Source organism: Microcoleus sp. B6-A1 (genome assembly GCF_036705085.1).
Classification (GTDB): Bacteria; Cyanobacteriota; Cyanobacteriia; order Cyanobacteriales; family Microcoleaceae; genus Microcoleus.
In genome coordinates, this window is record NZ_JAUBTU010000044.1 from 21,271 (window position 1) to 47,368 (window position 26,098).

A 26,098-nucleotide genomic window follows, 5' to 3' on the forward strand; every position below is an offset into this window, starting at 1 on the left:
CTCTCGAAAGGAATAGCTGATGCAGGTAAAACAAAACAAACTTTTCACTACCGAAGCGATCGATCGCTTATCTTCACCGGAACGCCTCGACGAAATGATGCAGGTGGTTAGTCCTCGATCGTGGCTGCCACTAACTGCAATTGGCTGTTTAGTTGCTGCTGCGGGGGTTTGGAGTGCGATCGGGCGAATTCCGCTGACTGTTTCCGGTCAAGGCGTATTGCTTCTGCCCCGCCGCGTCGTGCAATTTCAAGCTGCTAGTTCCGGTCAATTGGTAAAGCTAAATATCAAGCCGGGAGATGTTGTTAAACGGGGTCAAGAAATCGGCAGAATTAATAAACTCGACCTCCAGCAGCAGCTAGAACAAGAAAAAGCCAAATTAGCCCAACTGCAAGGACAAAAGCAAGATACTAATAAGCTGCAAAAACAGCAGATTGCCCTGGAATTAAAAACCCTCCAACAGCAGCAAAAAGACCTTCAAGAAAGCTTGAATAGAGAGTCAGTTGCACCGATATTGCACCAGCAAAGTATGGCGGCATTAGAGCAAAAACGTCAAAGTTTGGAAGAAAGTTTGCGTCGCGAACAAATTGCGCCGGTACTGCGGCAGCAAACTCTGACAGCCTTAGCAGAAAAACGCCAAAGTTTGGAAGAAAGTTTGCGGCGAGAAAAAGTTGCGCCGATATTACGGCAGCAAACTCTGGCCGCGATCGCCAAAAAACGCGACAGTCTTTTGCAGCGAAAACAGCACATCGCTTCTTTGGTGGAAACTTTGCAGCAGCGGTTTGAAACTCGCCGCGTTCTTTACGAACAAGAGAGGGCGATCAGCGAGGATGTAATGCTGCAAGCGAGACAGGAATTCGCGGACTCTCAGATGCAACTGGCGGATATTGAAACGCAGTTAAAGGAACTCGACGTTCAGAAAACCAATAGCGATCGCGAATTCCTGCAAAATCTCAATAAAATTGACGACATCAAAAACAGCCGGCAGCAACTCAAGGTAGAAGCTACCAATACCGAACGGGAGTACCTGCAAAATCTCAACCGCCTTAACGAAATTAAAAACAATCTCCAAGAACTTAAAGTTCAGAAAAGTAACACCGAACGGGAGTACCTGCAAAACCTGAATAAAATTGACGAAATCAAAACTAAGATTAAAGACATGGAAACCCAAGCGGTCAAACTAGCTCAACAAGATTTAGAGAAGTCGATCGCCCAAACAAATCAAATTCAGGAAGTTAAACGCAAGATTGCCCACTTGCAGAATCAGTTAGCTACCGAAAGCAAAGTTACCAGCCAATACGACGGCCGCGTTTTGGAAGTTAGCGCCGTTGCCGGCCAAATGCTGAACATCGGTACAAGAATCGGGACGGTTGAAGCTAAAAATTCTCGCGAAAAAATGGTCAGTCTTGTGTATTTTGCTGACAGAGACGGCAAGCAAATTAAACCGGGAATGACCGTGCAAGTTACCCCTAGCGTCGTCAAGCGGGAACGCTACGGCGGCATTGTCGGCAAAGTAACCCAAGTTTCTCCTTTTCCGGTTACTAATCAAGATATGTCGGCAATTATCGGCAATGAAAATTTGGCTGACAGCATCGCAAAAAACATAGCTGGTGGCGGTGCTCCCGTGCAAATATTTGTGGAATTGCAACAAGATCCGAACACTATCAGCGGTTACAAATGGTCTTCATCGAACGGGCCTCCTCTCAAGATTTCCCCCGGTACTACGGCGCTAGTTCGGGTTCAAATCGGGCAGTTAGCGCCGATTTCTTACGTGATTCCTATTTTTCGTTCTTTGACTGGCGTTTACTAACCGTTATTAGTCAGTTTTTTTTCTTCCCCAGGGATAGATAATTGCTGACAAGAAATACGTTACACCGACCGTTTCTCTTGTTTATATCGAAGTCTAGATCCCCCCTAACCCCCCTTAAGAAGGGGGGGACAAGAGCAGTCAAAGTCCCCCTTCTTAAGGGGGATTTAGGGGGATCTAGACTCGAATACCAGCAAAATTTATTATGGGTTTCAGCCTTATAGCCGATGAAAATACCCGATATTCACAAGTTTGTTACACCGCGCAACTTAAGGCGAGTTCGTACTCCCACACTGCTGCAAATGGAAGCAGTAGAATGCGGTGCTGCTGCTTTAGGAATTATTTTGAGTTACTGCCAACACCCAGTACCTTTAGCTCAATTGCGGAGCGAGTGCGGCGTTTCTCGCGATGGCAGTAAAGCTTCTAATATCCTCAAAGCAGCCAGAATTTACGGCTTAGATGCTAAAGGGTTTAAAAAAACTGTCGAAGAGTTGAAAACTGTACCCCCACCTTTTATTGTTTTTTGGAATTTCAATCACTTTTTGGTGGTTGAGGGGATGAAGAAAAAGCGCGTTTACCTCAACGACCCCGCATCGGGGCCGAGGACTGTTTCCCTAGAAGAATTTAAGTCTGCTTATACTGGCGTTGTTTTGACTTTTGAGCCTGGGCCGGAGTTTAAAAAGGGTGGGAAAAAACCCAGTATTGCCAGTGCTTTAGATTCCCGATTGCAAAGTTCCCGTTGGGCGATCGCATTTTGTTTAATTGCTGGTTTATTACTGACTGTTCCCCGTTTGGCTGGCGCGGCATTTACCCAAATTTTTGTGGATGAAATTCTCGTCGAAAACCGTCACGAGTGGCTGCGACCTTTAATATTGGGAATGCTGTTTGCGGCGGCCGTCCAAGGGCTGCTAGCGCGGATGCGGCTTTTCTATTTGCGGCGGCTGGCTAACAAGCTTGCGATTTCGATGTCGGGACAGTTCCTCTGGCATACTTTGCGCTTGCCTGTTGGATTTTACGCCCAGCGGTTTGCAGGTGAAATTAGCAGCCGCTGCCAAGTTAATGACAAGGTTGCTGAAATTTTATCGGGGAAACTTGCTGCAACTGCGATCGACGCGGTGATGATGGTTTTCTATGCAATAATTATGGTGATGTACGACTGGGTATTGACCAGTGTTGCCGCTGTTTTTGCAGCCTTAAACTTTTTGGCACTGCAATCTTTATCCCGCAGCCGCGTCGATGCTAACACCCGATTAGCTCAGGAAACAGGTAAGGTTGGCGGTGCTGCGATTGCAGGCATTCAATCTATAGAAACTGTCAAAGCTAGCGGTTTAGAATTCGATTTATTTTCTAAGTTTGCCGGGTACTATGCCAAAATGAGCAACGCCCAGCAAGAATTGGCTTTGCCCACTCAAATATTGTCAATATTACCAGCATTTTTAACGGCATTAGCTGCAACTGCTATCTTAGTTGTTGGGGGCTTGCGGGTGATGAACGGCGGTTTGAGTATCGGGATGTTAATTGCCTATCAAAGTCTCACTCAACAATTCCTCCGACCAGTCAACAATCTAGTCAACTTTGGCAGCACTCTGCAAGAATTAGAAGCCGATTTAAACCGACTTGATGACGTTCTGCAAAACCCGATCGATCCTGAAGCAGACCGCGATTCTTTTAATAGTGGAAACGGCCGCGCCGCCCTTGCACCAGATTCTTTTCATTTGCAGGGCTGGATTGAATTGCGCGGTGTCAGTTTTGGCTACAGCCGCTTGGAAGCGCCGCTAATTGACAACTTGAACTTAACCGTAAAACCTGGTCAGCGGGTAGCGTTAGTGGGGGGCAGCGGTTCTGGCAAATCTACTATTGCCAAACTTGTGACAGGCCTTTACGAACCAATGAATGGCGAAATTTTATTTGACGGGGTTCCCCGCAATTTGATTCCCCGTTCTATCCTAGCAAATTCGCTGGCAATGGTCGAACAAGAGATATTTCTATTTGCCGGAACAGTTCGGGAAAATCTCACGCTTTGGGACCCGACAGTACCGGAAGCAGATTTAGTGCAAGCGTGCATTGATGCGGCAATTCACGAACTTATCTTGAATATGCCGGGAGGATACGATGCTCAACTCAATGAAGGGGGGACAAATATGAGTGGCGGACAGCGGCAGCGCTTGGAAATTGCCAGGGCATTAGTGAGGAATCCAGCGGTGTTGGTGCTGGATGAAGCAACGAGTGCTCTGGATGCTGAAACAGAGTTAATTATCGATCGCAATTTGAGGCGTCGCGGTACTTCTTGTATTGTGGTTGCTCACCGTTTGAGTACGATTCGAGATTGCGATGAAATTATTATGCTAGCAGGGGGAAAAGTTGTTCAGAGAGGCACTCATGAGGAGTTGCAAAAGCTGGGAGGATCTTATGCTCTTTTGGTTGGGAATGAACAATAAACAGCAGCAATTAACCTCATTTCATCATTCTCAATAACAGGCAAGATGCCTGTTCCACAAATGAGCAGGAGAGCCAGAACAGGCAAGATGTCGCCTGTTCCACAAATGAGTTTTCTTGTGGGGAGTAGGGGTTGGGCATCCTGCCCGCCCATGAAAGACTTATTGAGAATGGTGCCAGATTTTGAGATTAACCCGACTTGATATTACTAATCGCAAATTACTAGCTATGCTCGATCTAAATCCTGTTAAGAAACTGCACCGAATTAAAGGAAATGAACCGCTGCTGCTGAATGACCCGCATCAGGTATGGATTGTTAAGTCGGGCGCGATCGCAGTTTTTGCAGCCAAGATACAAAGTGAGAAGCCTGCCGGAAACCGCTATTATCTGTTCAGCGTTGGTGCAGGCGAGGCTTTGTTCGGCGCCATTACCCCCCCCAACCCCCCCTTGCTAAGGGGGGGAGAAAGACAAGCAGAAAAACAAGGAGAAAATTTAAAACCAGGTTGGGGACTTCTGGCGATCGCGATCGCCGAAACGGAACTGGAACCGATCGCGATCGCAGATTGTGCCGCTTTAGTTGCTGCTGGTGACAGCAAAACGCGATCGCTTGTGGAAGGGTGGATAGAGCATTTGGGAGAACGAGTGATTCCCTACGGGATAGATGCGCTTCACGCCCCGGATGAAAAAGTTGCGCCAGAAACTGTTGTTTTAGCAGCGTCGCAGCAGATATCGCTGCAAAAAGGTCAAATTCTGCGATCGCCACCGGGAACAGTTGTCTGGGTGCAGGTGCGATCGGGCGATGCGAGTGTCGGGGAATTGAAGTTAAATTCCACTTCCCCAGCGTTTCCCCTGGCTGGGAATATGCTGCTGGTGGCATCCGGGGAAGTTGAGGTGCAAATCTTCTCAACAGCAGAAGTGGAAAATGCCTCCGGGCTGCCCGCGAGTTTAGCGTTGCTGCACGAGTATTTTTACTGCGGCTTGAACTTCCTGGTTTCCCAGCAAAAAGCAGAGGAATTCCGCCGTTTTCAGGAACGCGAACAGCTAAACCGCCAAGTAACTCAGACAGCTTTGGGAGAATTAACGGAGGTTTTGCATCCCCGGAAAACTGCCTTGTCTGAGGAAGGAACGCCGCTGTTAATCGCTGCTGGGGCTGTGGGTAAAGCACAAGGGATTACCGTCGAGCCCCCGGCGGGTTCCGAAGACTTGAGTCGAGTTAAAGATCCGATGGAGGCGATCGCGCGATCGTCCCAATTTCGCACCCGCCGCGTGCTGCTGGTTGGAGATTGGTGGCGGCAGAACTGTGGCCCGCTGTTGGCTTATACAAAGTCCGAAAATCGACCTGTAGCTTTGCTGCCCGGTAAGGGAGATCGTTATACTTTGTTCGATCCGATCGATCGCAGCCACCAACGGGTAACTAAAGCAATCGCCCAAGAGTTGTCGTCAGAAACTCTCATGTTTTACCGGCCCCTGCCGCTATTGCTTCACAACGCTGCGGAACTGTTTCGCTTCGGGACGAAGGGCTACGAAAAAGACATCATCGTTGCTTTCGGGCTGGGGATATTGGGAACGCTGTTGGGGATGGTGACGCCGCAAGCTACCTCGATTTTGGTCAATGATGCTATTCCTGACAGCGATCGCGTTTTACTGTGGCAGCTAGGGCTGGTGTTGTTAGTTGCCGCGATCGGACGGGCTGTATTTAGCATCGCCCAAACAATTCTGACACTGCGGATCGAAAATGCTGCCAGCGGCACTCTCCAGCCGGCAGTTTGGGATCGATTGCTGAGATTAAAACCGGCGTTTTTTCGCAGCTATTCTTCTGGCGACTTGCTGACTCGCTTATTAGCAGTTAATCAAATTCGTGCCCAACTCAGCGGCGCGACGCAGCGGACACTTTTGAGCGCGATATTTTCCCTGCTGAATTTGGGGCTGATGTTTGTTTACAGCCTGCCACTGGCTTTAGTCGGAATTGGTTTAACTTTGATCGCGGTTATAGTAACAGTCACATCCAGCTTGCTCTTAATCCCAAAAGAGCGGCAGATGGAAACAGGAGATGGCGACATTAACGGGCTGACAGTAGAACTGATTAACGGAGTCTCAAAGCTGCGGGTAGCGGCCGCAGAAGGGCGAGCATTTGCAGCTTGGGCGAAAAAGTACAGCCAGCAAATCAAATTAAGAACTGGAATTAAACGAATTGACGACAGCGTTTCTGTGTTTAACGAAGCGCTGCCGTTAGTTAGTTCTATTCTGATGTTTTGGTTTGCAATTGTGTTCATGCAAACCTCTCAAACAGGAGGAGGCGGACTGAATATGGGAACCTTTCTTGCTTTTAATTCCGCCTTCGGAACGTTTCTTTCTGGCGTCACTGACTTGAGCAATACCCTAACTGATATTTTAGGAATTGTACCGCTGTGGGAGCGAGCCAAACCGATCGTCCAGGGCATCCCGGAATCTGACCCGACAAAAGCCGATCCGGGGCGCTTAAAAGGTCAAATTACTGTCGATAGGGCAACTTTCCGCTACCGGGAGGACGGCCCCCCAATTTTAGATGATGTCAGCATCAATATTCAACCGGGAGAATTTATCGCGATCGTCGGGCCGTCGGGTAGCGGCAAATCAACATTATTTCGGCTGTTATTGGGATTTGAAATAGCACAAAGTGGCACTGTTTATTACGACAATCAAGATTTAGCAGGCCTCGACGTTCAAGCTGTGCGGCGGCAGTTAGGAGTAGTGCTGCAAAACGGCAGAATTAATGCTGGTTCGATGTTTGACAATATTACCTGCGGGGCGATGGTAACGCAGGAGGAAGCTTGGGAAGCCGCGCAAATGGCCGGTTTAGCCGCCGATATCGAACAAATGCCGATGGGAATGCACACGGTTGTCAGCGAGGGCGGCACGAATCTTTCGGGAGGCCAGCGGCAAAGATTGTTAATTGCCCGCGCAATGGTTGTCAAACCAAAGGTTATCCTGATGGATGAAGCTACGAGTGCTTTGGACAACCGCACGCAGGCGATCGTTACTGAGAGTTTGGATAAGTTGAATGTGACGCGAGTTGTCATCGCCCACCGCCTGAGTACGATTCGCAATGCCGATCGCATTTATGTAATTGAAGCCGGCCGTTTGGTAGAATTTGGTTCGTTTGAGAAATTGGTAAAACAGGGAGGATTATTTGCTCGATTAGTGGCGCGACAGTTAGAGTAATGTAAACGCGATTTCACAAACCCGTAGGGGCGGGTTCACCAACAATCTCTGGCAAAAATATACAATTTCGTAAACCCGCCCTACCCACCAACAATACAAATGTACCGCTAATTTACGGGGTAAAATGTTGATGTAAATCCAACCCGTAGGGGCGGGTTCACCAACAATATCTGGCAAAAATCGACAATCTCGTAAACCCGCCCCCACCCCACCAACAATACCAATGTACCGCTAATTTATTGGAAAAATGTTGATGTAAATCAAGGCGGGGGAGGGCGGGTTTATGGGATTGTTCGATCGGTTCGAGAGATTTCGGTGAACCCGCCCCTACAGCCATCACTATGAATCGAGCCAAATTAGGCTTATTCTTTTGTTAGCAAATCGGGCAACCACAACAAAATTAGCAATAGCAAGCAGGCGATAACTAAGCCAACGCTAAATATTGTAGTGTTACCCATATCGGGGGCTTGCTGCATCAAGTAGAGTGCTTGTAACATAGAAAAATTTCTCCGACTAGCAGGTCAAACTCGTCCTTCAAGGAAGACATTCGTCCCCCCATCTCCTAATGATTTAAAAGAACCCCTGCTTTCATCAATAGAAATCATGTACGATGCCATGCGTTTTTTGACGAAACTAACCATTGAGGTATAGACGAACGGAACTGTCCAAATCCCTTTGGGAATCCCTGCTTGTTCCTGAATTTTAATTGCTCGAACATAGAGAGGAATAATCCGACCCATTTTTTGGAGGTCTTGTCTGACAAAACTGCAAGTGTAGCGGATGGTGTCGGGTGCTATTCGATGGGTGATTACCCATCCTACTACTTGTCCTCGGTAACGCAAACCTACACTGTTTAAAGGTTCAAAATTTTCCTCGTTTTCAAAAGGAATCAACTGCGGTGGAATCCAAGGTGCTGCGGCTTGCTGCTGTTTAATTAAAATACGTTCCTCTGCCGTAATTTCTACCCAAGGGAAGATTGTGTAGGCAGCCGGTAGGGTTGCTTTCTGCATCCAAGGTGCATTTGCGATTTTATCGGTTGTCGATTTACACACAATCATCCGAGGCTGGGGAGGTGTCCAATTGCACTTTTGCAGCAAATTTTCTAAAGCTAATGTTGTTGGCTGTCCTGTTGTATAAACTAAATTAACGCTCGCGCAACCTCGCGATAATAACTCTTCCTCCAAACGGGCAAGCAGAGATGTACCAACTCCTAGATTGCGGTATTTCTTCTCCACAAAAATAGATAGTACCTCCCCCGCTTTACCGTCGGGTAAAATGTCAGCTAAGGCTAAACCCACTGGCTCATTTGAATCAGAAGCCGCGATCGCAACAGTAGAGCCTTCTGGTTTTAAGACTTGCAAGCGGTAGCGAAATCGCGGAAAGGTAAATGCTTGATAAGCAAATCCTGTTAAATGATTATCGATGCGATTCAATGCAAGCATATTCAAATCCTCCCAATACAATTGCCTACTTCTCTATGAAAAGTGATTAATAAAAATAGCTAACAGATTTTTTATGGCATCCAGCACTAGCTAATTGAGCTAATTACCAATAAATTTGCCAGCGGCCCTGACTGAAAAGTGCGTGCCCTTGAAGGGTGATTCTCTCATCATCTGGTTGGATATTTTTTGCGGGTGCAATCTGATGGACGGTATGGCCGGAATGCAAGATTAGCTGACCTATTTGGTAGGGATAATAGTTTTTGATTCTCGACTTGACAAGCTGGACAAAATCTGCGTCACTAATTTGAATTATTTCCGGATAATGCAAATTCCACACATTCAAACCTCCGCCAAATTTTGGCAGCGAAATTGCTAAAGTGAAAGAGATTGGATTATTGAAATTTGTCTCGTCTGGAGATTCCCAATTGACCAGATTGTACTGGGAGTCGCAGTGAATTGAAGCAATTGGCCGCTCAAACAATTTACAGGCTAGGTAGACGTGAAACCCAGGCAGTGCTAACTCGTGTCGGTAGCTTACAGGTGCTTTCAGGAATTGCGCCAGCTTGTCGGCTAACCGTTCGTAAAGCCAACCCAAGCGATCGCGCAATATCGCGTTATAAGTTTTGGCCATACAGCAGTAATCTTGCCGATCTTTGGCGGCATCAATGTAACTGGCTGCCCCCAAGGTATAAAAGGGCATATCGGGATTTCGTTCGATCCAAAACTCTTTTAGTTCGCAGACTGTAGAACGAACTTTTTGAGCTTCTTGCTCTGTAAGTACGCTGAAACTGTTAATTTTATCGTTCATCGTTTTAGTCCAAAAGCATGATTTGAGAAGTAGATTCGGGTGAAATCAGTCCTAACAGCGTTAAACCAATTCCCGAAACTCCGTCTAGCAAACCGGGAATAATATTTCGCTCAGAAAACTCTTGCAGCCGCCAGTGGCCGACTTGTTCGTAGAAATCAATCATTTTGAGACCGGCGCTAATAGCTACAGGGAACAATTCTGGCCGTTCTAAACGCTGTGCTGCAGCGCACAAAAAAGCAATTCTACCTGCTTCGCCGCAGCACAGGTGATGCTGGTATTTCCCTAAATGCCGCTGTGCAGCCGCGATCGCGAATTCAATCTCATCTCTAATTTCTGACTCGTCGCCCAGAATTCCTAGAATACCGAGTCTGGCTAAACCAATGCCCGGTGCCCCGGCGCACCAACCTGTCATAAACTGAAGTTTGCCCGGTGATTTCTGAAGATTTGGCCAGTCTTTTGTTTCGTGACAAAAATGCGATCGTTCATAGGCTAAACCTGACTCGGCAGAAATGCGAAATTGCTCGTTTCCGGTTAAGGCATAAAGACGCAGCAGCGCGCAGGCAATTCCCGCCGCACCGTGTCCCATTCCTAACAGCGATCGCTCAAAATTTGGCATCCGCCATCCCCGATCGATTCCTGCTTTTTCCTGGCAGTTGAGAATGCTTTCGCCGAGGGATGTCGCCCGTTCAATTAACCGGGAATCTGGACGCAGTTTGTATAGATGCAGCAAAGCTAACAAAGCTCCTGCCGCACCGTTTAAAACATCCGGGTTTTGCTCCTGACGCAGCCGCTCGGGCGTTAATTTTAAAACCCAATCCAGCGCGCGATCGCCTAAAATTTCGTCATCTAAACACCGCCCGCATTCTGTCAAAGCATAAATGAATAAACAAAGGCCGTTATATCCAGAAATAGGAACTTCATCCCACAATCCCTTATCGATAAAATGTTGGAGCGCAGAAGCCGTAAATTTTAATGCACCCCGCGCCAGTTTTTGGTACCGCTCATCCTTTGTCTGACAAGCGAGATTAGCCAGAAAAATACTGGTTCCCGCCGCACCCATTGAATTCCAGGGAAGCGGATGTATGGGAGCAACTACTGTAGAATTTTGAGAAATTCTAGAAAAACAGAGCCAACTGTTCCCCCAAGCGTGACTCATAGCTAACTTTTCCAGCGCATCCCCAATAGCGATCGCTCCTTGAAGCAGGCGTTCTTTTACTGACTGGTTTTCATGCCAAATCACTTGCTCAAAGCCTTCCTTTCTTTGCAGTTTCTGTGCCTTTGCGGTTGGTTTATTATATTCCCCGTCGGTATCCATTGCCGATCGCGCATCAGAGGTCGTCACTTGCCCGTCTTGGGTGTTTTTTTCGCTGAAATTTGACCAACCGCTTACCAATAGCCACTGTTCGCTTACAGCAGATGACTTAAGGCTTAATAAGGACAATTGATTATTATCAACTGTCTGGCTGCCGACTTGTTTTTCCTGTACTTGCTTACCGCTAGGGTAAACAGACATTTCTAATGAAACTCGCAATAATTCTGACTGCCAAATCAAATCTTCTTCTGAAGCTTCGCCCAAGAGCTGCTGCATTTGCTCAAAACTAACTTGATTAATCGCTAGTTCATAGGAAACTCCGCTGCAGGAGTAGATGGAATGCGATAAAGGCGAACTGTAGTAACTGGGGATATTTTGCTGCCAGCAACAGCGCTTTTCTTCATCCAATAGTTTGGGAAAAGGGATGCTGTTGCCGACTGATATTTCTCTATAAAGCAACTCTAGGGCAACATCATAAGCCGCACCCGATGTTAAATGATCGGGTTTCAAACTCCAAAACAGAGTATTAGCATAATCGTTGGTATCGCGCAAAACAGAACGGGTAGTTACCGTGCGGAATGCTGCTAAAATTCCTCGCTCAGCGAGCAACTCTTCTCGATGCTGCATGAGAGTCCGATAAGCAGCAGAAAATCCTTGGATCACCTCATCGATATAGTCATTTACAGGAATTTTCTCACCCTGCGATCGAGGCAGATTCTTATTAAAGTAAAAGTTGAGGTACTGGCGAGTTAGTTTGAGTTCATCAGTTCCGATTCCTTGCCAAACTGTGATTCCGGTGTGCCAAGGGCGATCGCCGCAGCCGTTGATGCCGGTGCCGCAAAACAAAATTTGGTCGTAATTACCAGCGCGCCAAAAAAATGACATACAGCTAGATAATACACTACACATACCCAAGGGATATAAATATTTAGGCAGTTGCTTAAACTCCTCCGGTACTTCGTGTATGCTAGTTGCCAGAAGTGCTTCTAAGTCGATAGGTACTGGAAATTCACCCGCGGCGATAAAGTTTTCCCAGTGGAAGTCTGTGCCGCATAAAAAGTACGCGATCGCGGCATAAACTCCTTGACGCTGGTAAAATTTTGCTACCTGTTCTTTGGCAGTACAATCGGCGGTTGAAATGAACTCGCTCCAACCGTAACCAGCCCGCATCAAGATGCGTGTTTGTCGCAATTCTGGTGTGTCTCTTGTTTGATTCAGCCAGTCAATTAGGCTGTTAAAAGCGTTGTCAATCTCGAAACTGCGCGGCTTGTAAACCAGCTTCAAACCCGAATCAAATTCGATGATGCAAACACTGCGCGAGCCTTGATGTAAATCGGACATCCCCATCAGCAGTGAAGTCGGCAAGCCGAGATGAGAATTGGGTTGAAATGTAGCTTTTAATTCATTCAAATCCTGCTGTAAGCGTTGCAGGAATTCGATTGCAACCTCCACCGCTTGCTCCGAGCAAACTGCCAGCAGCCGCGCCAGTACGGGATACTGAAGAAATAACTCGGACAAACCCTCTGGGATGCCTAAAATATTGCTAACAAAATACTGATATCGCTCTTGGGATGTGACGCCCATTAATTGACCTCGATCGCGCCGCTGTTTGACTTCGCAAGCTACAACGCGGGCGGCTATTTTAGAAAGCCTTAACAGCAAATATCGAGCTATTTGTTTCCAAGCATGATCTGAAAGTATTTCTGTTAAATTAGGCATCGCGGCGTTAATTTTCCGCAGGACAACCGAGATAAAAGGATGAATAAATTCTGGAAAAATTGGAGTTTGCTTGAGAGTGAGTTTATAGGCATCAATTTCCTCATCCGTCCAATCTTGCAACTGCTCTACAGTTACTACAGGTTGGGCAAAATTACTGGGAATTAAAACTTCGCTGAGCAGTTTGGCCCAAGCAGGCAAACTCGCATTTTCGGGCAAGCAGCGGGAGGCAAGATAAGCGATCGCACTCTCGCGCTCTAACCCCAAGTGTTGCAACCGCTTGTCAAATGCCGCACCATCATTAGTTTTGAGCGAAATCAGTTTTTTCCACTGCGCTAATAACTTTTCAGCTTCAGGTTTCGCATCAGGAAAGGATGATGCTGCATCGGGAAAAGCTGTCCACTCATCCGGCGATAAAGCTTTCTCGACAATTTTGCGAACAGTTTGCGAAAGCGTTAAATCAGTCATAATAAATTGTTAATGAGCAATTGGTAATTAATACCAATCATCAATATCGTAGAAAGATGCGTAGATTGAGTTGAGTTCACTCAACCCAACCTAGATTTGTCACTAAAATCAAAGGTTACTTACCTTCGAGAGCTGCTTCTGCTGCTGCGGAGGCAGCTTTTGCCCCTCCGCTGAGAGGTGGGAGCAAGATGGTTAACCCCTCAGCTATGGCGCATCCTGTCTTAGCCTGATTTTGTTTGCTCATCCCGCCTGCGATCGCCTCCAATTCCAAATCATTCAATTCAGCATTGGCTGGGTTTTCAGGAACAACCAAGTGCTTGACGGTGGGAGTATCTTCGTAAACTCGGATATCCAGAGAATCAGGCAGTTGAATATCGGCTGCTGAGGCGATCGCACTCTTTGGATCTGCAAGCAACTGAGTCTTAAAAGCTGCTTCTGTTATCGCCTTTTTCATGATTTTACCCGCTACAGGATCTACCTTTTCTAGATCCACTCCTGCGGGAATTTCATCAAAGTTGGGCAGAACGTAGTTCATCAAATTGGAAGTATTTTCGTGAACTTCCACCGCCACTGAATCGGGAAGCTTCATCCCAAACTCTGCCAAAACATCCTTGGGATTGTTAAACAGGTTATTTCTGAGTTGTTCGTCACTCCAGACACGCTCTAATACTTCTTGAACTACAGGCATTTTACTTTCCTCCAATGTCAATTATTTGCTGATTTGTCAGACATTTTCTACCAATTTATGCAAGCTACAGCTTTTTGCGTGAAAGTCGCCGATTTTTAACAGGTAGCTATAACTAATAAGGTCACGCACCCTACTGTTGCTAGTGTGATTGTCAATCAGCGATTCAAGCAACTCCTAACACGGTTGGGTGCTATTGAGCAACTTTTCTAACCCTCCTGTACCGAAACAGTCGGTAACAATAGGCGGCAGATTTGGTTTGGTGCCGCCGCCTGCGATCGCCTCTAATTCCAAATCATTCAATTCAGCATCGGCAGGGTTGGCAGGCACAACCAAGTGCTTGACGGTGGGAGTATCTTCGTAAACTCGGATATCCAGAGAATCAGGCAGTTGAATATCGGCTGCTGAGGCGATCGCACTCTTTGGATCTGCAAGCAACTGAGTCTTAAAAGCTTCTTCAGTCAAAGCCTTTTTCATGATTTTACCCGCTACAGGATCTACCTTTTCTAGATCCACTACTGCGGGAATTTCATCAAAGTTGGGCAGAACGTAGTTCATCAAATTGGAACTATTTTCGTGAACTTCCACCGCCACTGAGTCGGGAAGCTTCATCCCAAACTCTGCCAGAACATCCTTGGGATTGTTAAACAGGTTATTTCTGAGTTGTTCGTCACTCCAGACACGCTCTAATACTTCTTGAACTACAGGCATTTTACTTTCCTCCAATGTCAATTATTTGCTGATTTTTCAGGCAAGTTATGCCAAAAGCAAACTGTGCTACAGTTTTTTGCGAGATCGATATTTTCCCTTGAACTTGTGTTAGGAACCCAAAAATTCAAACACATTCATAGGGATTGTCAAGCGCGGTTTTTCAAGCGGTTGGCTGGTTGTGATAACAGGGATACCTGCAGCCCGAGCGCGATCGGCCATATCGGAACGGCCGCCCGCGATCGCTTCGAGATCCAAGTCGTTCAATTCTCGATGGGTCGATATTTCTTGTTTGGATGCTGTAATTTTTGACGGCTCGAACGAGAGTTTTTGGCACAAGGGAGCGTTGCTTTCCATCGCAGTTTTCTCCTTTAAATTGTGTTATGAACCCAAAAGTTCCAACATCTTCGTAGGGATTGTCAAGCGCAGTTTTGGAGGCGGTTGGTTGATTGTGAGAACAGGGATACCAGCAGCCCGAGCTTGATCGACAGCATCGGAACAGCCGCCCGCGATCGCATCTAATTCCAATTCGTCCAATTCTTGATTAGTTGAATTTTCCGGTTCTGATGCTGCGATTTGGGACAACTCAGACGGTAATTCTTGCGAAAATAGATCGTTGCTTTCCATCAGATGTTTCCTCCTTAAATGTTTAAACTCAGCAGAAGCGCGATCGCTTCTAGTTACAAGCAGCTCATTTGCCGAAATAGGACTGCAAGTGGTTAATCAGTTGCGTGGATATGCGGGGTTTCAGATAGTCCGGCACTGGGCCTTCGATTGTGAGAGTACGCATACCACCCGCGATCGCTTCGAGCTCCAAGTCGCTCAATTCTTGATTAGTTGAGTTTTCCGGTGTAGATGTTGCTTTTTTTATGATGCTTTCACTCGACATGGAAGTTACTCCTTGTGGATTTTTTACAGCTAGGCTCTGGCTGGCCTTTGCGTAAATTTAGTTTAGAAAATTTCCTGGCTAAAGTAGCTAGCTCAAAGTAGAGTTTTGAACCTATAAAAATAACTTAGCTTTAACTCACCTTTAGTTGAGGAGATTACCTGAACTTTTGGCTAGGTATCGCAGATCGCATACAACTATATACTGGTAACACTCTCTTGCAATGACTAAAGCCTGCGTCCCATTCATGAGTTTCTCCAAGCGATCGCCCCACCGCCCAACTCCCCAACGCCCAACAAAAACCCCTCACACCGCCGATTAAATGCTAAAAAGGTTAAATTCACACGGAGCCTTAACTCATGACCCACTTCGGCATCTTCTGTCCAGCAGCCAACGGCCACCTCAACCCGATGACAACATTAGGCAACGAACTGCTTCGCCGAGGCCATCAAGTTACTGTATTTAACTTCCTTGATGCTAAAGCCACAACCTTAGCAAGCGGCTTAGAATTCCAGCCATTAGCTGAAGATGAATTTCCCGCAGGCTCAATGCCAGAACGCTTGGCACAACTGGGGAAACTCAGCGAACTGACAGCCTTTCGATATACTATTAAACTATTGACCCAAGTTTCAGATCTTCTCCTTTCACAAGCTCCAGCAACTATCAAAAAGGCTGGTGTAGAAGCTTTGCTCGTAGACCAAGTTTCACCGGAAGGAGGAACGATCGCGGATTTTCTCAATCTTCCTTTTATCACAGTTTGCAGTGCGTTACTCCTAAATCAAGACCCCAAAATTCCTCCCTTTTGTACACCTTGGCAATACAGTCCAACTTGGATAGCGAGTTGGCGCAATCAACTTAGCTATCAGTTACTCAGTTTGCTTACAAGACCGATTCGAGAGGTCATTGCTGAGTATCGCGACGAGTGGAAATTACCTCTGCACTCCCACCCGAATGATGCTTACTCGAAACTTGCTCAACTCAGCCAGCAGCCTCCTGAATTCGACTTTCCCAGGCAATATTTACCCCCGCATTTCCATTTTACCGGCCCTTATCACAATCCTGCGACGCGCAAACCAGTGCCTTTTCCTTTTGAACAATTAACTGGCAAACCATTGATTTATGCTTCGATGGGAACTGTGCAAAATCGCTTGCTGGATGTTTTTAAAATAATTGCCTCTGCGTGTGAAGGATTAGATGCCCAATTGGTAATATCTCTCGGCGGAAGTGCGACTCCCGAATCCTTGCCGCAATTGCCGGGAAATCCGATCGTTGTTGGTTATGCACCGCAATTAGAATTGCTGCAAAAAGCGACTCTGACGATTACTCATGCCGGGATGAATACGACTTTGGAATCGTTGAGCAATGGAGTACCGATGGTGGCAATTCCTGTGGCAAATGACCAGCCAGGAGTGGCAGCGCGGATTGCTTGGACGGGTGTTGGCGAAGTCGTTTCTTTGAAGGAATTGAGCGTGACTAAACTACGATCGGCAATTGAGAAAGTCCTAACCCAAGAGTCGTATAAACAAAGGGCGATCGAGATGCAAGGGGCGATCGGGCGATCGGGCGGAGTCAAGCGCGCCGCTGACATTATCGAACAAGCTGTATTGACTGGGAAGCCTGTCTTGGCTTCTAAAATCTAAGATGTGGAGTCCAATCTAAAATCTAAAATCTAAAATCTAAAATCGATCGGCCTGTTTTGGTTGGTCTTAACTAGCCCAAAAACGCAATTTCACAAAAATATGCAACCCAGAAACACAAACAATATCCCAGATGAATCCTACCTTCAATTGCTAGAAAGAGTCGATTTTACTCCCATGTTTATTATGGGAGATCATCGTTCTGGAACGACGGTGCTTTATCAAACATTGGTGGCAAATGAGTGCTTTAATTACCTCAATGCTTATCATATAATCAAATATGATGAAATCTTGGATAACCATATAAATGGAACCAAGGAGAAAACTCGTCAAGAGTTGGAAAACTTATTTCAATCTTTAGAAATAAGCGATCGTCTCATCGATACAGTCAAGCCTACTCTCGATTTACCAGAAGAGTATGGATTTATTTTAAAAAATGCTGGCTATGAGTCTTATTTAAACTTTGAAAACCTGCTTTTATTTGCACAAGTGTGTAAAAAATTTCAGTTTACTTCCAATCCAGACCAACCCCTCTTGCTCAAAAATCCCTGGTGTTTACCCCACTTTATGTATATCAAGAGTGTTTTGCCTAAAGCTAAGTTTATTTTTATTCACCGACATCCGCTCCATGTGATGAATTCTAAGTTAAAAGCTGCCCGATTAGTATTATCTGTGAAAAATTCCTACCTACAGCTAATTTCCAAGCGGTATCGCGAGATATTTGATAACCCCATCCGACGTTTACTCTTTCGGGTTTTGTATTCCAGTTTCTTTGGCTTGGGAGTACGTCGAGTGACTCAAACATCTCTGCTATCAACAAGTTATTTTTTGGAAAACATTAAATCGCTACCAACAACTGATTACATCTCTATTAAGTATGAGGATTTATGTCAAACCCCAGAGTCCACTATCCTGAAGGTTTTGGACTTTCTGCAATTAGAAGCAAAAACTACTGTAGATTATGAAAGAGCGATCGAACCCCGCCCAGTGAAGTTATTGCCAGAAGTGGAAAATAGCTATGATGAAATCTGCCGGAAACTCCAACCGTATCTCGTCCATTGCGGTTATTAGGAACTACGCATTAAGCCAAAGAAACCGGGTTTTTTGCTGAATCTGCGGGCTGCGATGAAGGATTTTGGTGAAAAACCCGGTTTCTGACAGCCCGTGCGTAAGTCGCAATCTAAAATCTAAAATCGACTGATGGCTCACGCACCTCTGGTGTGAGGAGCAAATTTATGCTATGTTCGACTGCAAAGTTGACAGCAGGCTGAATATGCTCACTTTTCCTGGCGTTGAAGTCACAGAGCTCATCTACGAAAGCGCAAACTCCCTGGTTTACCGAGCATTCCGACAACCCGACAGTCTCCCCGTCGTGCTCAAAGTCCTTAAAGAAAATTATCCCACACCCCAAGAACTCGCCCGCTATCGCACAGAGTATAAAATTACACAATCTCTGAACCTGAGTGGCTGTATAAAAGCCTATGATTTGCAGCCATATCAAAACACGCTGGTGATGTTTGTTGAGGATTTTGGCGGCGAATCCTTGAAAATTTGGATGCAGCAGCAAAAATTTACTATTGCAGAATTCTTGCGAATTGCGATCGCCACCACAGAAAATTTACAACAAATTCACAGCGCCCACATCATTCACAAAGACATTAACCCTTCAAATATTGTCTTCAATCCAGCTAGCGGAGAACTCAAAATTATCGATTTTGGCATTTCCACGCAGTTAACGCGGGAGAATTACACCATCAAAAATCCCAACATTTTAGAGGGAACTCTTGCTTATATGTCGCCGGAACAAACCGGCAGAATGAACCGCAGTTTAGATTACCGCACTGATTTTTATTCCCTGGGGGCTACCTTTTACGAACTGCTGACAAACAAATTGCCTTTTGACACTCAGGATGTGCTGGAATTGGTACACAGTCATCTCGCTAAACAGCCGTTATCTCCATCTCAGGTGAATCCTGAAATTCCGCAAATTGTTTCCGATATTGTGATGAAGTTGATGGGGAAAAATGCTGAGGAGCGGTATCAAAGTGCGATCGGCATTAAAGCGGACTTAGAAAAATGTTTAAATCAACTGCATAGCGCTAAAAATATATCAGTTTTTCCGCTAGGATGTCAAGATATTTCTGACCGTTTTCAAATCCCGCAAAAACTTTATGGCAGAGAGCGAGAAATTGATAGTTTACTAACAGCTTTTGAAACAGTCAGCAGTCACAGGCAAGATGCCTGTGCCACAAGCAGTCACAGGCAAGATGCCTGTGCCACAAGTGGACATGGGGAAGATGCCTGTGCCACAAGCAGTCACAGGCAAGATGCCTGTGCCACAAGCAGTCACAGGCAAGATGCCTGTGCCACAAGTGGACATGGGGAAGATGCCTGTGCCACAAGCAGTCACAGGCAAGATGCCTGTGCCACAAGCTCAATGATGCTGATTTCGGGATATTCTGGTATCGGCAAATCAGCTTTGGTGCAAGAATTATACAAACCGATTACTCAACATCGCGGTTATTTTATCTCCGGCAAATTTGACCAATATCAGCGCAATATTCCCTACAGCGCCATTGTCAATTCTTTTCAGGATTTAGCCAAACAACTGTTAGCAGAAAGCGAAGCAAATCTCAAAGAATGGCGGGAAAAGTTATTAGACGCCTTGGGAATTAACGGTCAAGTTATTATTGACGTAATTCCCGAAATTGAATTAATTATCGGCAAGCAACCCCCGCCGCCAGAATTGGGTGCGGCAGAAGCGGAAAACCGCTTTAATTTTGTGTTTCAAAACTTCATTAAAGTTTTTACCAAACCGGAACATCCTCTGACAATATTTATCGATGATTTGCAGTGGGCTGACGGGGCATCTCTGAAGCTGATGCAACTGCTGATGAATGCTTCACCAGCGGGACTGTTTTTAATTGGGGCTTATCGGGATAACGAAGTTTCTGCGGCTCATCCGTTAATGCTAACAATTGAAGAGATTGTCAAAAATGGGGCAAAAGTCGATCGCATTTTCCTGTCACCTTTGGATTTATCCTCTGTTACTCAACTGATTGCCGATGCCCTGAATTGTCAGGAATCAAGAGTCAAATCCCTGGCCGAGTTAGTGTTTTTCAAGACGGGCGGAAATCCTTTCTTTATGAATGAATTTATCAAATCGCTTTATACAGAAGGACTGTTACAATTTGACTCGCTCGCTTGCCGATGGGAATGGGATTTAGAGGAAATTAAAGCCAGGGGATTCACTGATAATGTTGTCGAATTTATGGCTGGCAAAATTAAACAACTATCAGAGAATACGCAGGAAACATTAAGGATAGCAGCCTGCATAGGCAATCAATTTGAGCTAAAAACTCTCGCCTCAATTTGCGAAAAACATATGAGAGAAACGGCGGATGATTTGTATGCAGCCGTTGCTGAAAATTTAGTGGTGTTGCTGGGGAATATGGGAGATGTGGAATTAGAAATTGCAGGGAAATTACCCAGTAGCCAATCCGTAGAATACAAATTTGTCCATGACAGAATCCAGCAAGCTGCTTATTCGCTAATTGCCGAAGAGGATAAGCCGATCGTCCACAAACAAATAGGACAACTGCTGCTGCAAAATATTCCCATTAACAAGCGAGAAGAAAAAATATTTGACATTGTTAATCAACTCAATTTCAGCAGTGAATTAATCGATCGCCAGCAAGACAAAGATGAACTGGCTCAGTTAAATCTGATTGCTGGCAAAAAAGCCAAGGCATCTGCAGCTTATCAGCCAGCTTTCAACTATCTGCAAACGGGGATACAATTGCTGGCAGAAAACGCTTGGCAGGTGCAATACCCGCTAAGTTTGCAACTGCATCAAGAAGCCGCAGAGCTAGCTTACATAGTGGGCGATTTTGAGCAGATGGAAAGTTTAGGCAACCTCGTACTAACCAATGCTAAAACAGTGCTCGATCGCGTCAAAACGATCGAGGTAAAAATGGGTACTCATGCTGCCCAAAATCAACTAGATATGGCAATTAATCTGGGGCTAAAAATTCTGAGGCAGTTGGGAGTCAAACTGCCCGCAAAGCCTAACAATCTAGATAGCATAATCGGATTGCTGGAAGTTAAGTTAACCCTAGCTGGGAAACGCATTGAGGATTTAGCCAATCTACCTCAAGGAAGCGATCCTTCTAAACAAGCCGCACTGCGTATCTTGTCATTTATGACTACTGTCGCCTATGGCGTGGCCCCTAAACTCATGCCTTTAATTGTGTTTAAGCAGGTGATTTTATCTGTAAAGTATGGCAACTATCCTGAGTCTCTCCATGCTTATGCAGTTTATGGATTAATTTTGTGCGGAGTTGTGGGAGATATTGAAGGTGGTTATAAATTTGGTCAGCTAGCATTGAGGATGTTGGATCAATTTGGCAAGCCAGAATTAAAAACTAAAGTCCTGCTTCCATTTAATGACTTCATCCGTCATTGGAAAGCGCCAGCTAAAGAAACGTTGCCATCTTTGTTGGAGGCTTACAAAAGCGGATTGGAAACAGGACAAGTGGAAGAACGTGCTTGTGCGTCTCAAACTTACTGCGGTTATTCGTACCTCTTCGGCGCTGAATTGTCAGGGCTGGAAGGCGATATTGCTACTTATGGCGAGGCAATAGAACAATCAAAATATGACCCGATTATTTGGCAGATTAAACCTTTAGAGCAGTCGGTTTTTAATTTATTAGGTAAGTCGGAAAATCCCTGCTATTTAATTGGGGAAGCCTATGATGAGCGGACTGCGCTATCACTATTAACTGAAGCTAACGATCGCACTTCGATTTTTGCCCTGCATTTTTATAAAATGATTCTCTGTTATTTATTCGGGCAATATGCTGAAGCTGTATCAAATGCAGCTTCCACCATGCAGTATGTAGAGAGTGCTGCTGGAACTCTTCAAGTATCATACTGTTATTTTTATGAGTCGCTGGCTCAGCTTTCGTTCTATTCTAATGCTTCTTTCGAGGAGCAAAAGCACTGTTTAAAAAAAGTCACTGCTAATCAGAAAAAAATGAAAAAATGGGCGCATCATGCCCCGATGAATCACTTGCACAAATTTAATCTAGTGGAGGCAGAACGATATCGGGTTATTGGCAAAGATGCACAGGCGATCGACTATTACGATCGCGCAATTTCCCTAGCCAAAGAACACGAGTATATCCATGAAGCCGCCCTCGCTTACGAACTCGCCGCCAAGTTCTATTTATCCAGGGGAAAAGAACTCACAGCCAAAGCTTATATGCAGGAATCCCGTTACTGCTATCAACTCTGGGGTGCGGCGGCTAAAGTCAAAGATTTAGAAACGCGATATCCGCAATTATTTACGCTCCATCGCCATACAAATAAAGCCATTTCAACCACTACATCAACGACTGACAGCCGTTCTAGTTCTTCCTTAGATATCGCTACAGTCATGAAAGCTTCAGAGGCAATTTCTGGCGAAATCGTACAGGATAAATTACTGTCCCGATTGATGAAAAATTTGATTGAAAATGTCGGCGCTCAAAAAGGATATTTGATTTTAGAAACCCAAGGGAAATTGCTGATTGAAGCGGAAGGTGTAATTAATGATGAACGGATAAGAGTGTTGCAATCTGAGCCTATTGAAAATTGCCAGGAAGTTTCCGAAGCTATTATCAATTATGTCGCTCGAACCCAAGAAAATTTAGTGTTAAATGATGCCACTCGTGAAGGAAAGTTTACGAATGACCCTTACATCAAAGCACGTCAGCCTAAATCTATTTTGTGTGCGGCTTTGATGAATCAAGGTCAAGTGGCTGCTATTGTTTATCTCGAAAATAACCTCACCGCACAAGCATTTACGCCCGATCGCCTGGAAGTTTTGCAATTGTTATCGGGACAAGCGGCGATCGCACTTACCAATGCTAAACTCTACGCGGAAGTCAAGGAACGCGAAAACCGACTGACTCAATTTATCGACGCTATGCCGATCGGGGTAACAGTGCATGACACCACCGGACAAATTACCTACGCAAATCAGACAGCACATCAACTAAGTGCCATTCCCACAATACCCGAAGCAAATACTGAGAAATTAGCAGAAACTTATCAGCTTTATCTCGCGGGAACTAACGAGTTATATCCCACCGCACAAATGCCAATCGTGCGTTCTCTGGTGGGTGAAACTGTTAAACTAGATGATATGGAGTTTCACCGGCCTGATAAGATTGTTTCCTTGGAAGTTTCCAGCACTCCAATTGTGGATGAAACGGGTAAAATTAATTATGCGATCGCCACATTTCAAGATATCACCGATCGCAAACAAGCCGAAAAAGTTTTAGCTGATTACAACCGCACTTTAGAACAGCAAGTGAGCGATCGCACTCTCGAACTCCAGCGAGAAATTATCGAGCGACAACGAGCCGAAGACGCCGCACAAGAAGCCAACCGAGCAAAAAGTACATTCCTCGCAAATATGAGCCACGAATTGCGGACTCCCCTCAATGCAATTCTGGGTTTTTCTCAATTAATGAATCGTTCTTCTAACCTATTGCAGGAACAGCAAGAACACCTGAATATTATCACCCGCAGCGGAGAACATTTGCTCGAACTGATTAACCAAGTATTAGATTTGTCCAAAATAGAAGCGGGACGCACGACTCTCAACGAGACAAATTTTGACCTCCACCGCCTACTGGACGACATCGAAAATATGTTCCAACTTCCGGCACAAAATAAAGGATTGCAGTTATTAGTAGAGCGGATGGTAGACGTTCCCCAATATGTGCGAACAGATGAAATAAAATTGCGCCAAATCTTGATTAACCTGCTTTCTAACGCGATTAAATTCACCTCGGAAGGCGGCATTTATGTGAAAATTAAAAATCAGGATTTGGCTCAGAAAATCTGCTTTGAGGTTGAAGACACGGGAGCGGGAATTGATGTTAGTGAATTAGACAAGATATTTGAAGCTTTTGTTCAAACCAAAACCGGGGAAGAATCGCAACAAGGAACAGGATTAGGTTTAACGATCGCACGTTCTTTTGTACAGTTAATGGGGGGTGAAATGACAGTCAGTTCTCGTGCGGGATGCGGTACTATATTCAAATTTGACATTAAAGTTAATGCAGTTGAAAGTGCCGATCGCCAACGGGAACAGCCAACCAGAAGAGTTATGGCGATCGCACCCAATCAACCCCGCTATCGAATTCTCGTTGCAGACGACGCTTTTGACAACCGCCAACTGCTAGTCAAACTGCTTTCTGCGATCGGTTTTGAAGTCTACGAAGCCAAAAATGGGATGGAAGCAATAGAAAAGTGGGAGCAATATTCACCGCACTTAATCTTTATGGATATGCGGATGCCGGTGATGGATGGGTATGAAGCAACCAAACAAATTAAAGAGGGCAACCACAGGGGGATTGCCCCTACGGAAAACGAGGATTTTGTAGGGGTAGTGCCCCCGTGCCTACCCCAGACAGCAATTGTTGCCATAACAGCAAGTAGTTTTGAGGAAGAGAAAGCTGTTATCCTTTCTATCGGCTGCGATGATTTTATTCGCAAACCATTTAGAGAAGCAAACATATTTGATGCTCTACACAAACATATCGGGGTGCAATTCGTTTTTGAAGAACTAAATGCTGCCCCCAGTTTCACAGAAAATGAAGTAAATGTATTGACAAAAACCGCTTTTTCTGAACTGCCTACTGAGTTAGTAGCAAATCTCCAGCAAGCCATTAGCAACCTCGATTTGGAACAGATGCAAACAGTCATCAATCAAATTCGCGAAATCAATCAGCCCTTAGCTAGGGCGAGCGCAGCTTGCATTAAAAATTTTCAGTACGAACAGTTGCTAAATTTAATACACACATTAAGGGATGAGACATGAACAAAAAACTCAGTTTTACCCGCGAAGAAAGTATTTTAGTGATTGATGATTGTCCGGAGAATTTAAAACTTTTAAGCGGGATACTATCTGTCGCTGGGTATAAAGTTCACCTAGCTCCCAGTGGGAAATTAGCTCTAAACTTTATCAATGCCAACTTACCCGACTTAATTTTACTCGATATTATGATGCCTCACATGGATGGCTATGAAGTCTGCCAGCAGCTCAAAGCTACTCCAAAAACTCAAAACATCCCAATAATTTTTATCAGCGCTTTGCAAGAAATTTTTGATAAAGTAAAAGCCTTTTCTGTGGGCGGAATAGACTACATTACAAAACCTTTTCAACAACAAGAAGTTTTAGTTCGCGTCGAAAATCAATTGCGTCTGAGAAGGATGTCTAAACAACTCATAGACCAAAATATTCTCGAAGAGCGCAACCGCCTGGCGCGGGAAATTCACGACACTTTAGCGCAAACTTTTGCAGGCATTATCATACATTTGGGAGCAGCAGATCGGGTAATAGCAGCCAATCCAGAACAAGCACAAGTACACATGAAAACAGTCTGCGAACTGGCTCGCTCTGGCCTTGCTGAAGCGCGGCGATCCGTAGAATCTTTGCGCCCGCAACTGTTAGAAGATGGCGATTTGTATAGCGCTCTCAACCAAATTGCTAAACAAATGTCATCAGATACTGATACGCACACTATTTTTGAAGTGGTTGGCACGGCATATTCCCTACCATTAGAGGTAGAAAATAATCTGTTGCGTATCGGGCAGGAAGCATTAACAAATGCTTTCAAATATGCCAAAGCTACGGCGATAAAAATTGAGTTAGTATACGAAATATCCAAGTTTCTTTTGCGGGTGCAAGACAACGGACAGGGATTTGATACGGAAAGTTTCGGTTTTAGGAATGGCTTTGGTTTATTGGGAATGAGAGAACGCGCCGATCGCATTAACGCGCAGCTAACAGTAAACAGCCGCCCTGGAAACGGAACAGAAGTTATAGTTTCAGTTAATCGCCAGTAAAGTAAGGTGCACATTTCGCACCATATAGCAATCCTAAATAAGTAGTAAATTTTTTACCCCACCCCCACCCTCCCCTTACCAAAGGGAGAGAGTA

At 45.3% G+C, this 26,098-nt stretch carries 16 protein-coding genes; 7 read left to right on the forward strand and 9 right to left on the reverse strand.

All coding sequences use genetic code 11. The features are described 5' to 3' along the window. The first annotated feature begins 19 nt into the window (after positions 1-19). The 3 genes from QUB11_RS17600 to QUB11_RS17610 all read left to right on the forward strand — a co-directional run bounded on the left by QUB11_RS17600 (position 20) and on the right by QUB11_RS17610 (position 7,441). Complete coding sequence (locus QUB11_RS17600) at positions 20-1,807, forward strand: NHLP bacteriocin system secretion protein (RefSeq protein ID WP_333204584.1); 1,788 nt, start codon at positions 20-22, stop codon at positions 1,805-1,807. 224 nt (positions 1,808-2,031) lie between these two features. Further along, on the forward strand, positions 2,032-4,242 hold the full coding sequence (locus QUB11_RS17605; protein WP_333204586.1) for an NHLP family bacteriocin export ABC transporter peptidase/permease/ATPase subunit: 2,211 nt from the start codon (positions 2,032-2,034) through the stop codon (positions 4,240-4,242). Positions 4,243-4,468: 226 nt separating this feature from the next. Further along, positions 4,469-7,441 carry an NHLP bacteriocin export ABC transporter permease/ATPase subunit gene (locus QUB11_RS17610; RefSeq protein WP_333204590.1) on the forward strand — a complete coding sequence of 991 codons (2,973 nt, stop codon included), beginning with the start codon at positions 4,469-4,471 and terminating at the stop codon, positions 7,439-7,441. A 362-nt stretch (positions 7,442-7,803) separates the two neighbouring features. Here QUB11_RS17610 and QUB11_RS17615 read toward each other — a convergent pair whose 3' ends face one another. From QUB11_RS17615 to QUB11_RS17655, 9 genes are all read right to left on the reverse strand, one after another. Further along, a complete protein-coding gene (locus QUB11_RS17615; protein ID WP_333204592.1) occupies positions 7,804-7,938 on the reverse strand; it encodes a hypothetical protein in 135 nt (44 codons plus the stop codon). A gap of 24 nt (positions 7,939-7,962) precedes the next feature. Continuing rightward, a complete protein-coding gene (locus QUB11_RS17620; protein ID WP_333204594.1) occupies positions 7,963-8,883 on the reverse strand; it encodes a GNAT family N-acetyltransferase in 921 nt (306 codons plus the stop codon). A 103-nt stretch (positions 8,884-8,986) separates the two neighbouring features. Next, the gene (locus QUB11_RS17625) at positions 8,987-9,691 is read right to left on the reverse strand and encodes a hypothetical protein (protein WP_333204596.1); all 705 of its coding nucleotides are present in this window, start codon (positions 9,689-9,691) and stop codon (positions 8,987-8,989) included. A 4-nt stretch (positions 9,692-9,695) separates the two neighbouring features. After that, positions 9,696-13,187 (reverse strand): type 2 lanthipeptide synthetase LanM, encoded by a 3,492-nt coding sequence (lanM, locus tag QUB11_RS17630; RefSeq protein WP_333391272.1) that lies wholly within the window; start codon positions 13,185-13,187, stop codon positions 9,696-9,698. A 115-nt stretch (positions 13,188-13,302) separates the two neighbouring features. Next, positions 13,303-13,875, reverse strand: coding sequence for an NHLP leader peptide family RiPP precursor (locus tag QUB11_RS17635; RefSeq protein WP_333391274.1), 573 nt, complete (start codon positions 13,873-13,875; stop codon positions 13,303-13,305). 174 nt (positions 13,876-14,049) lie between these two features. Then, on the reverse strand, positions 14,050-14,583 hold the full coding sequence (locus QUB11_RS17640; protein WP_333391276.1) for an NHLP leader peptide family RiPP precursor: 534 nt from the start codon (positions 14,581-14,583) through the stop codon (positions 14,050-14,052). 108 nt (positions 14,584-14,691) lie between these two features. Then, positions 14,692-14,937 (reverse strand): hypothetical protein, encoded by a 246-nt coding sequence (locus tag QUB11_RS17645; RefSeq protein WP_333391278.1) that lies wholly within the window; start codon positions 14,935-14,937, stop codon positions 14,692-14,694. 24 nt (positions 14,938-14,961) lie between these two features. After that, a complete protein-coding gene (locus tag QUB11_RS17650) occupies positions 14,962-15,207 on the reverse strand; it encodes a hypothetical protein (protein WP_333204605.1) in 246 nt (81 codons plus the stop codon). A 64-nt stretch (positions 15,208-15,271) separates the two neighbouring features. After that, a complete protein-coding gene (locus tag QUB11_RS17655; RefSeq protein WP_333391279.1) occupies positions 15,272-15,469 on the reverse strand; it encodes a hypothetical protein in 198 nt (65 codons plus the stop codon). A gap of 356 nt (positions 15,470-15,825) precedes the next feature. Between QUB11_RS17655 and QUB11_RS17660 the strand changes: the two genes are divergently transcribed. The 4 genes from QUB11_RS17660 (at position 15,826) to QUB11_RS17675 (ending at position 26,004) form a co-directional block, all read left to right on the forward strand. Further along, entirely contained in the window at positions 15,826-17,106 is a 1,281-nt protein-coding gene (locus QUB11_RS17660) for a glycosyltransferase (protein ID WP_333391281.1), read from the forward strand. A 99-nt stretch (positions 17,107-17,205) separates the two neighbouring features. Next, positions 17,206-18,174: a sulfotransferase gene (locus QUB11_RS17665; RefSeq protein ID WP_333391283.1), complete on the forward strand. Its 969-nt coding sequence runs from the start codon at positions 17,206-17,208 to the stop codon at positions 18,172-18,174. A 169-nt stretch (positions 18,175-18,343) separates the two neighbouring features. Beyond that, a complete protein-coding gene (locus tag QUB11_RS17670) occupies positions 18,344-24,976 on the forward strand; it encodes an AAA family ATPase (RefSeq protein WP_445300855.1) in 6,633 nt (2,210 codons plus the stop codon). Then, positions 24,973-26,004 carry a response regulator gene (locus QUB11_RS17675; RefSeq protein ID WP_333204612.1) on the forward strand — a complete coding sequence of 344 codons (1,032 nt, stop codon included), beginning with the start codon at positions 24,973-24,975 and terminating at the stop codon, positions 26,002-26,004. The genes QUB11_RS17670 and QUB11_RS17675 overlap by 4 nt, the downstream gene beginning before the upstream one ends. Positions 26,005-26,098 lie beyond the last annotated feature (94 nt).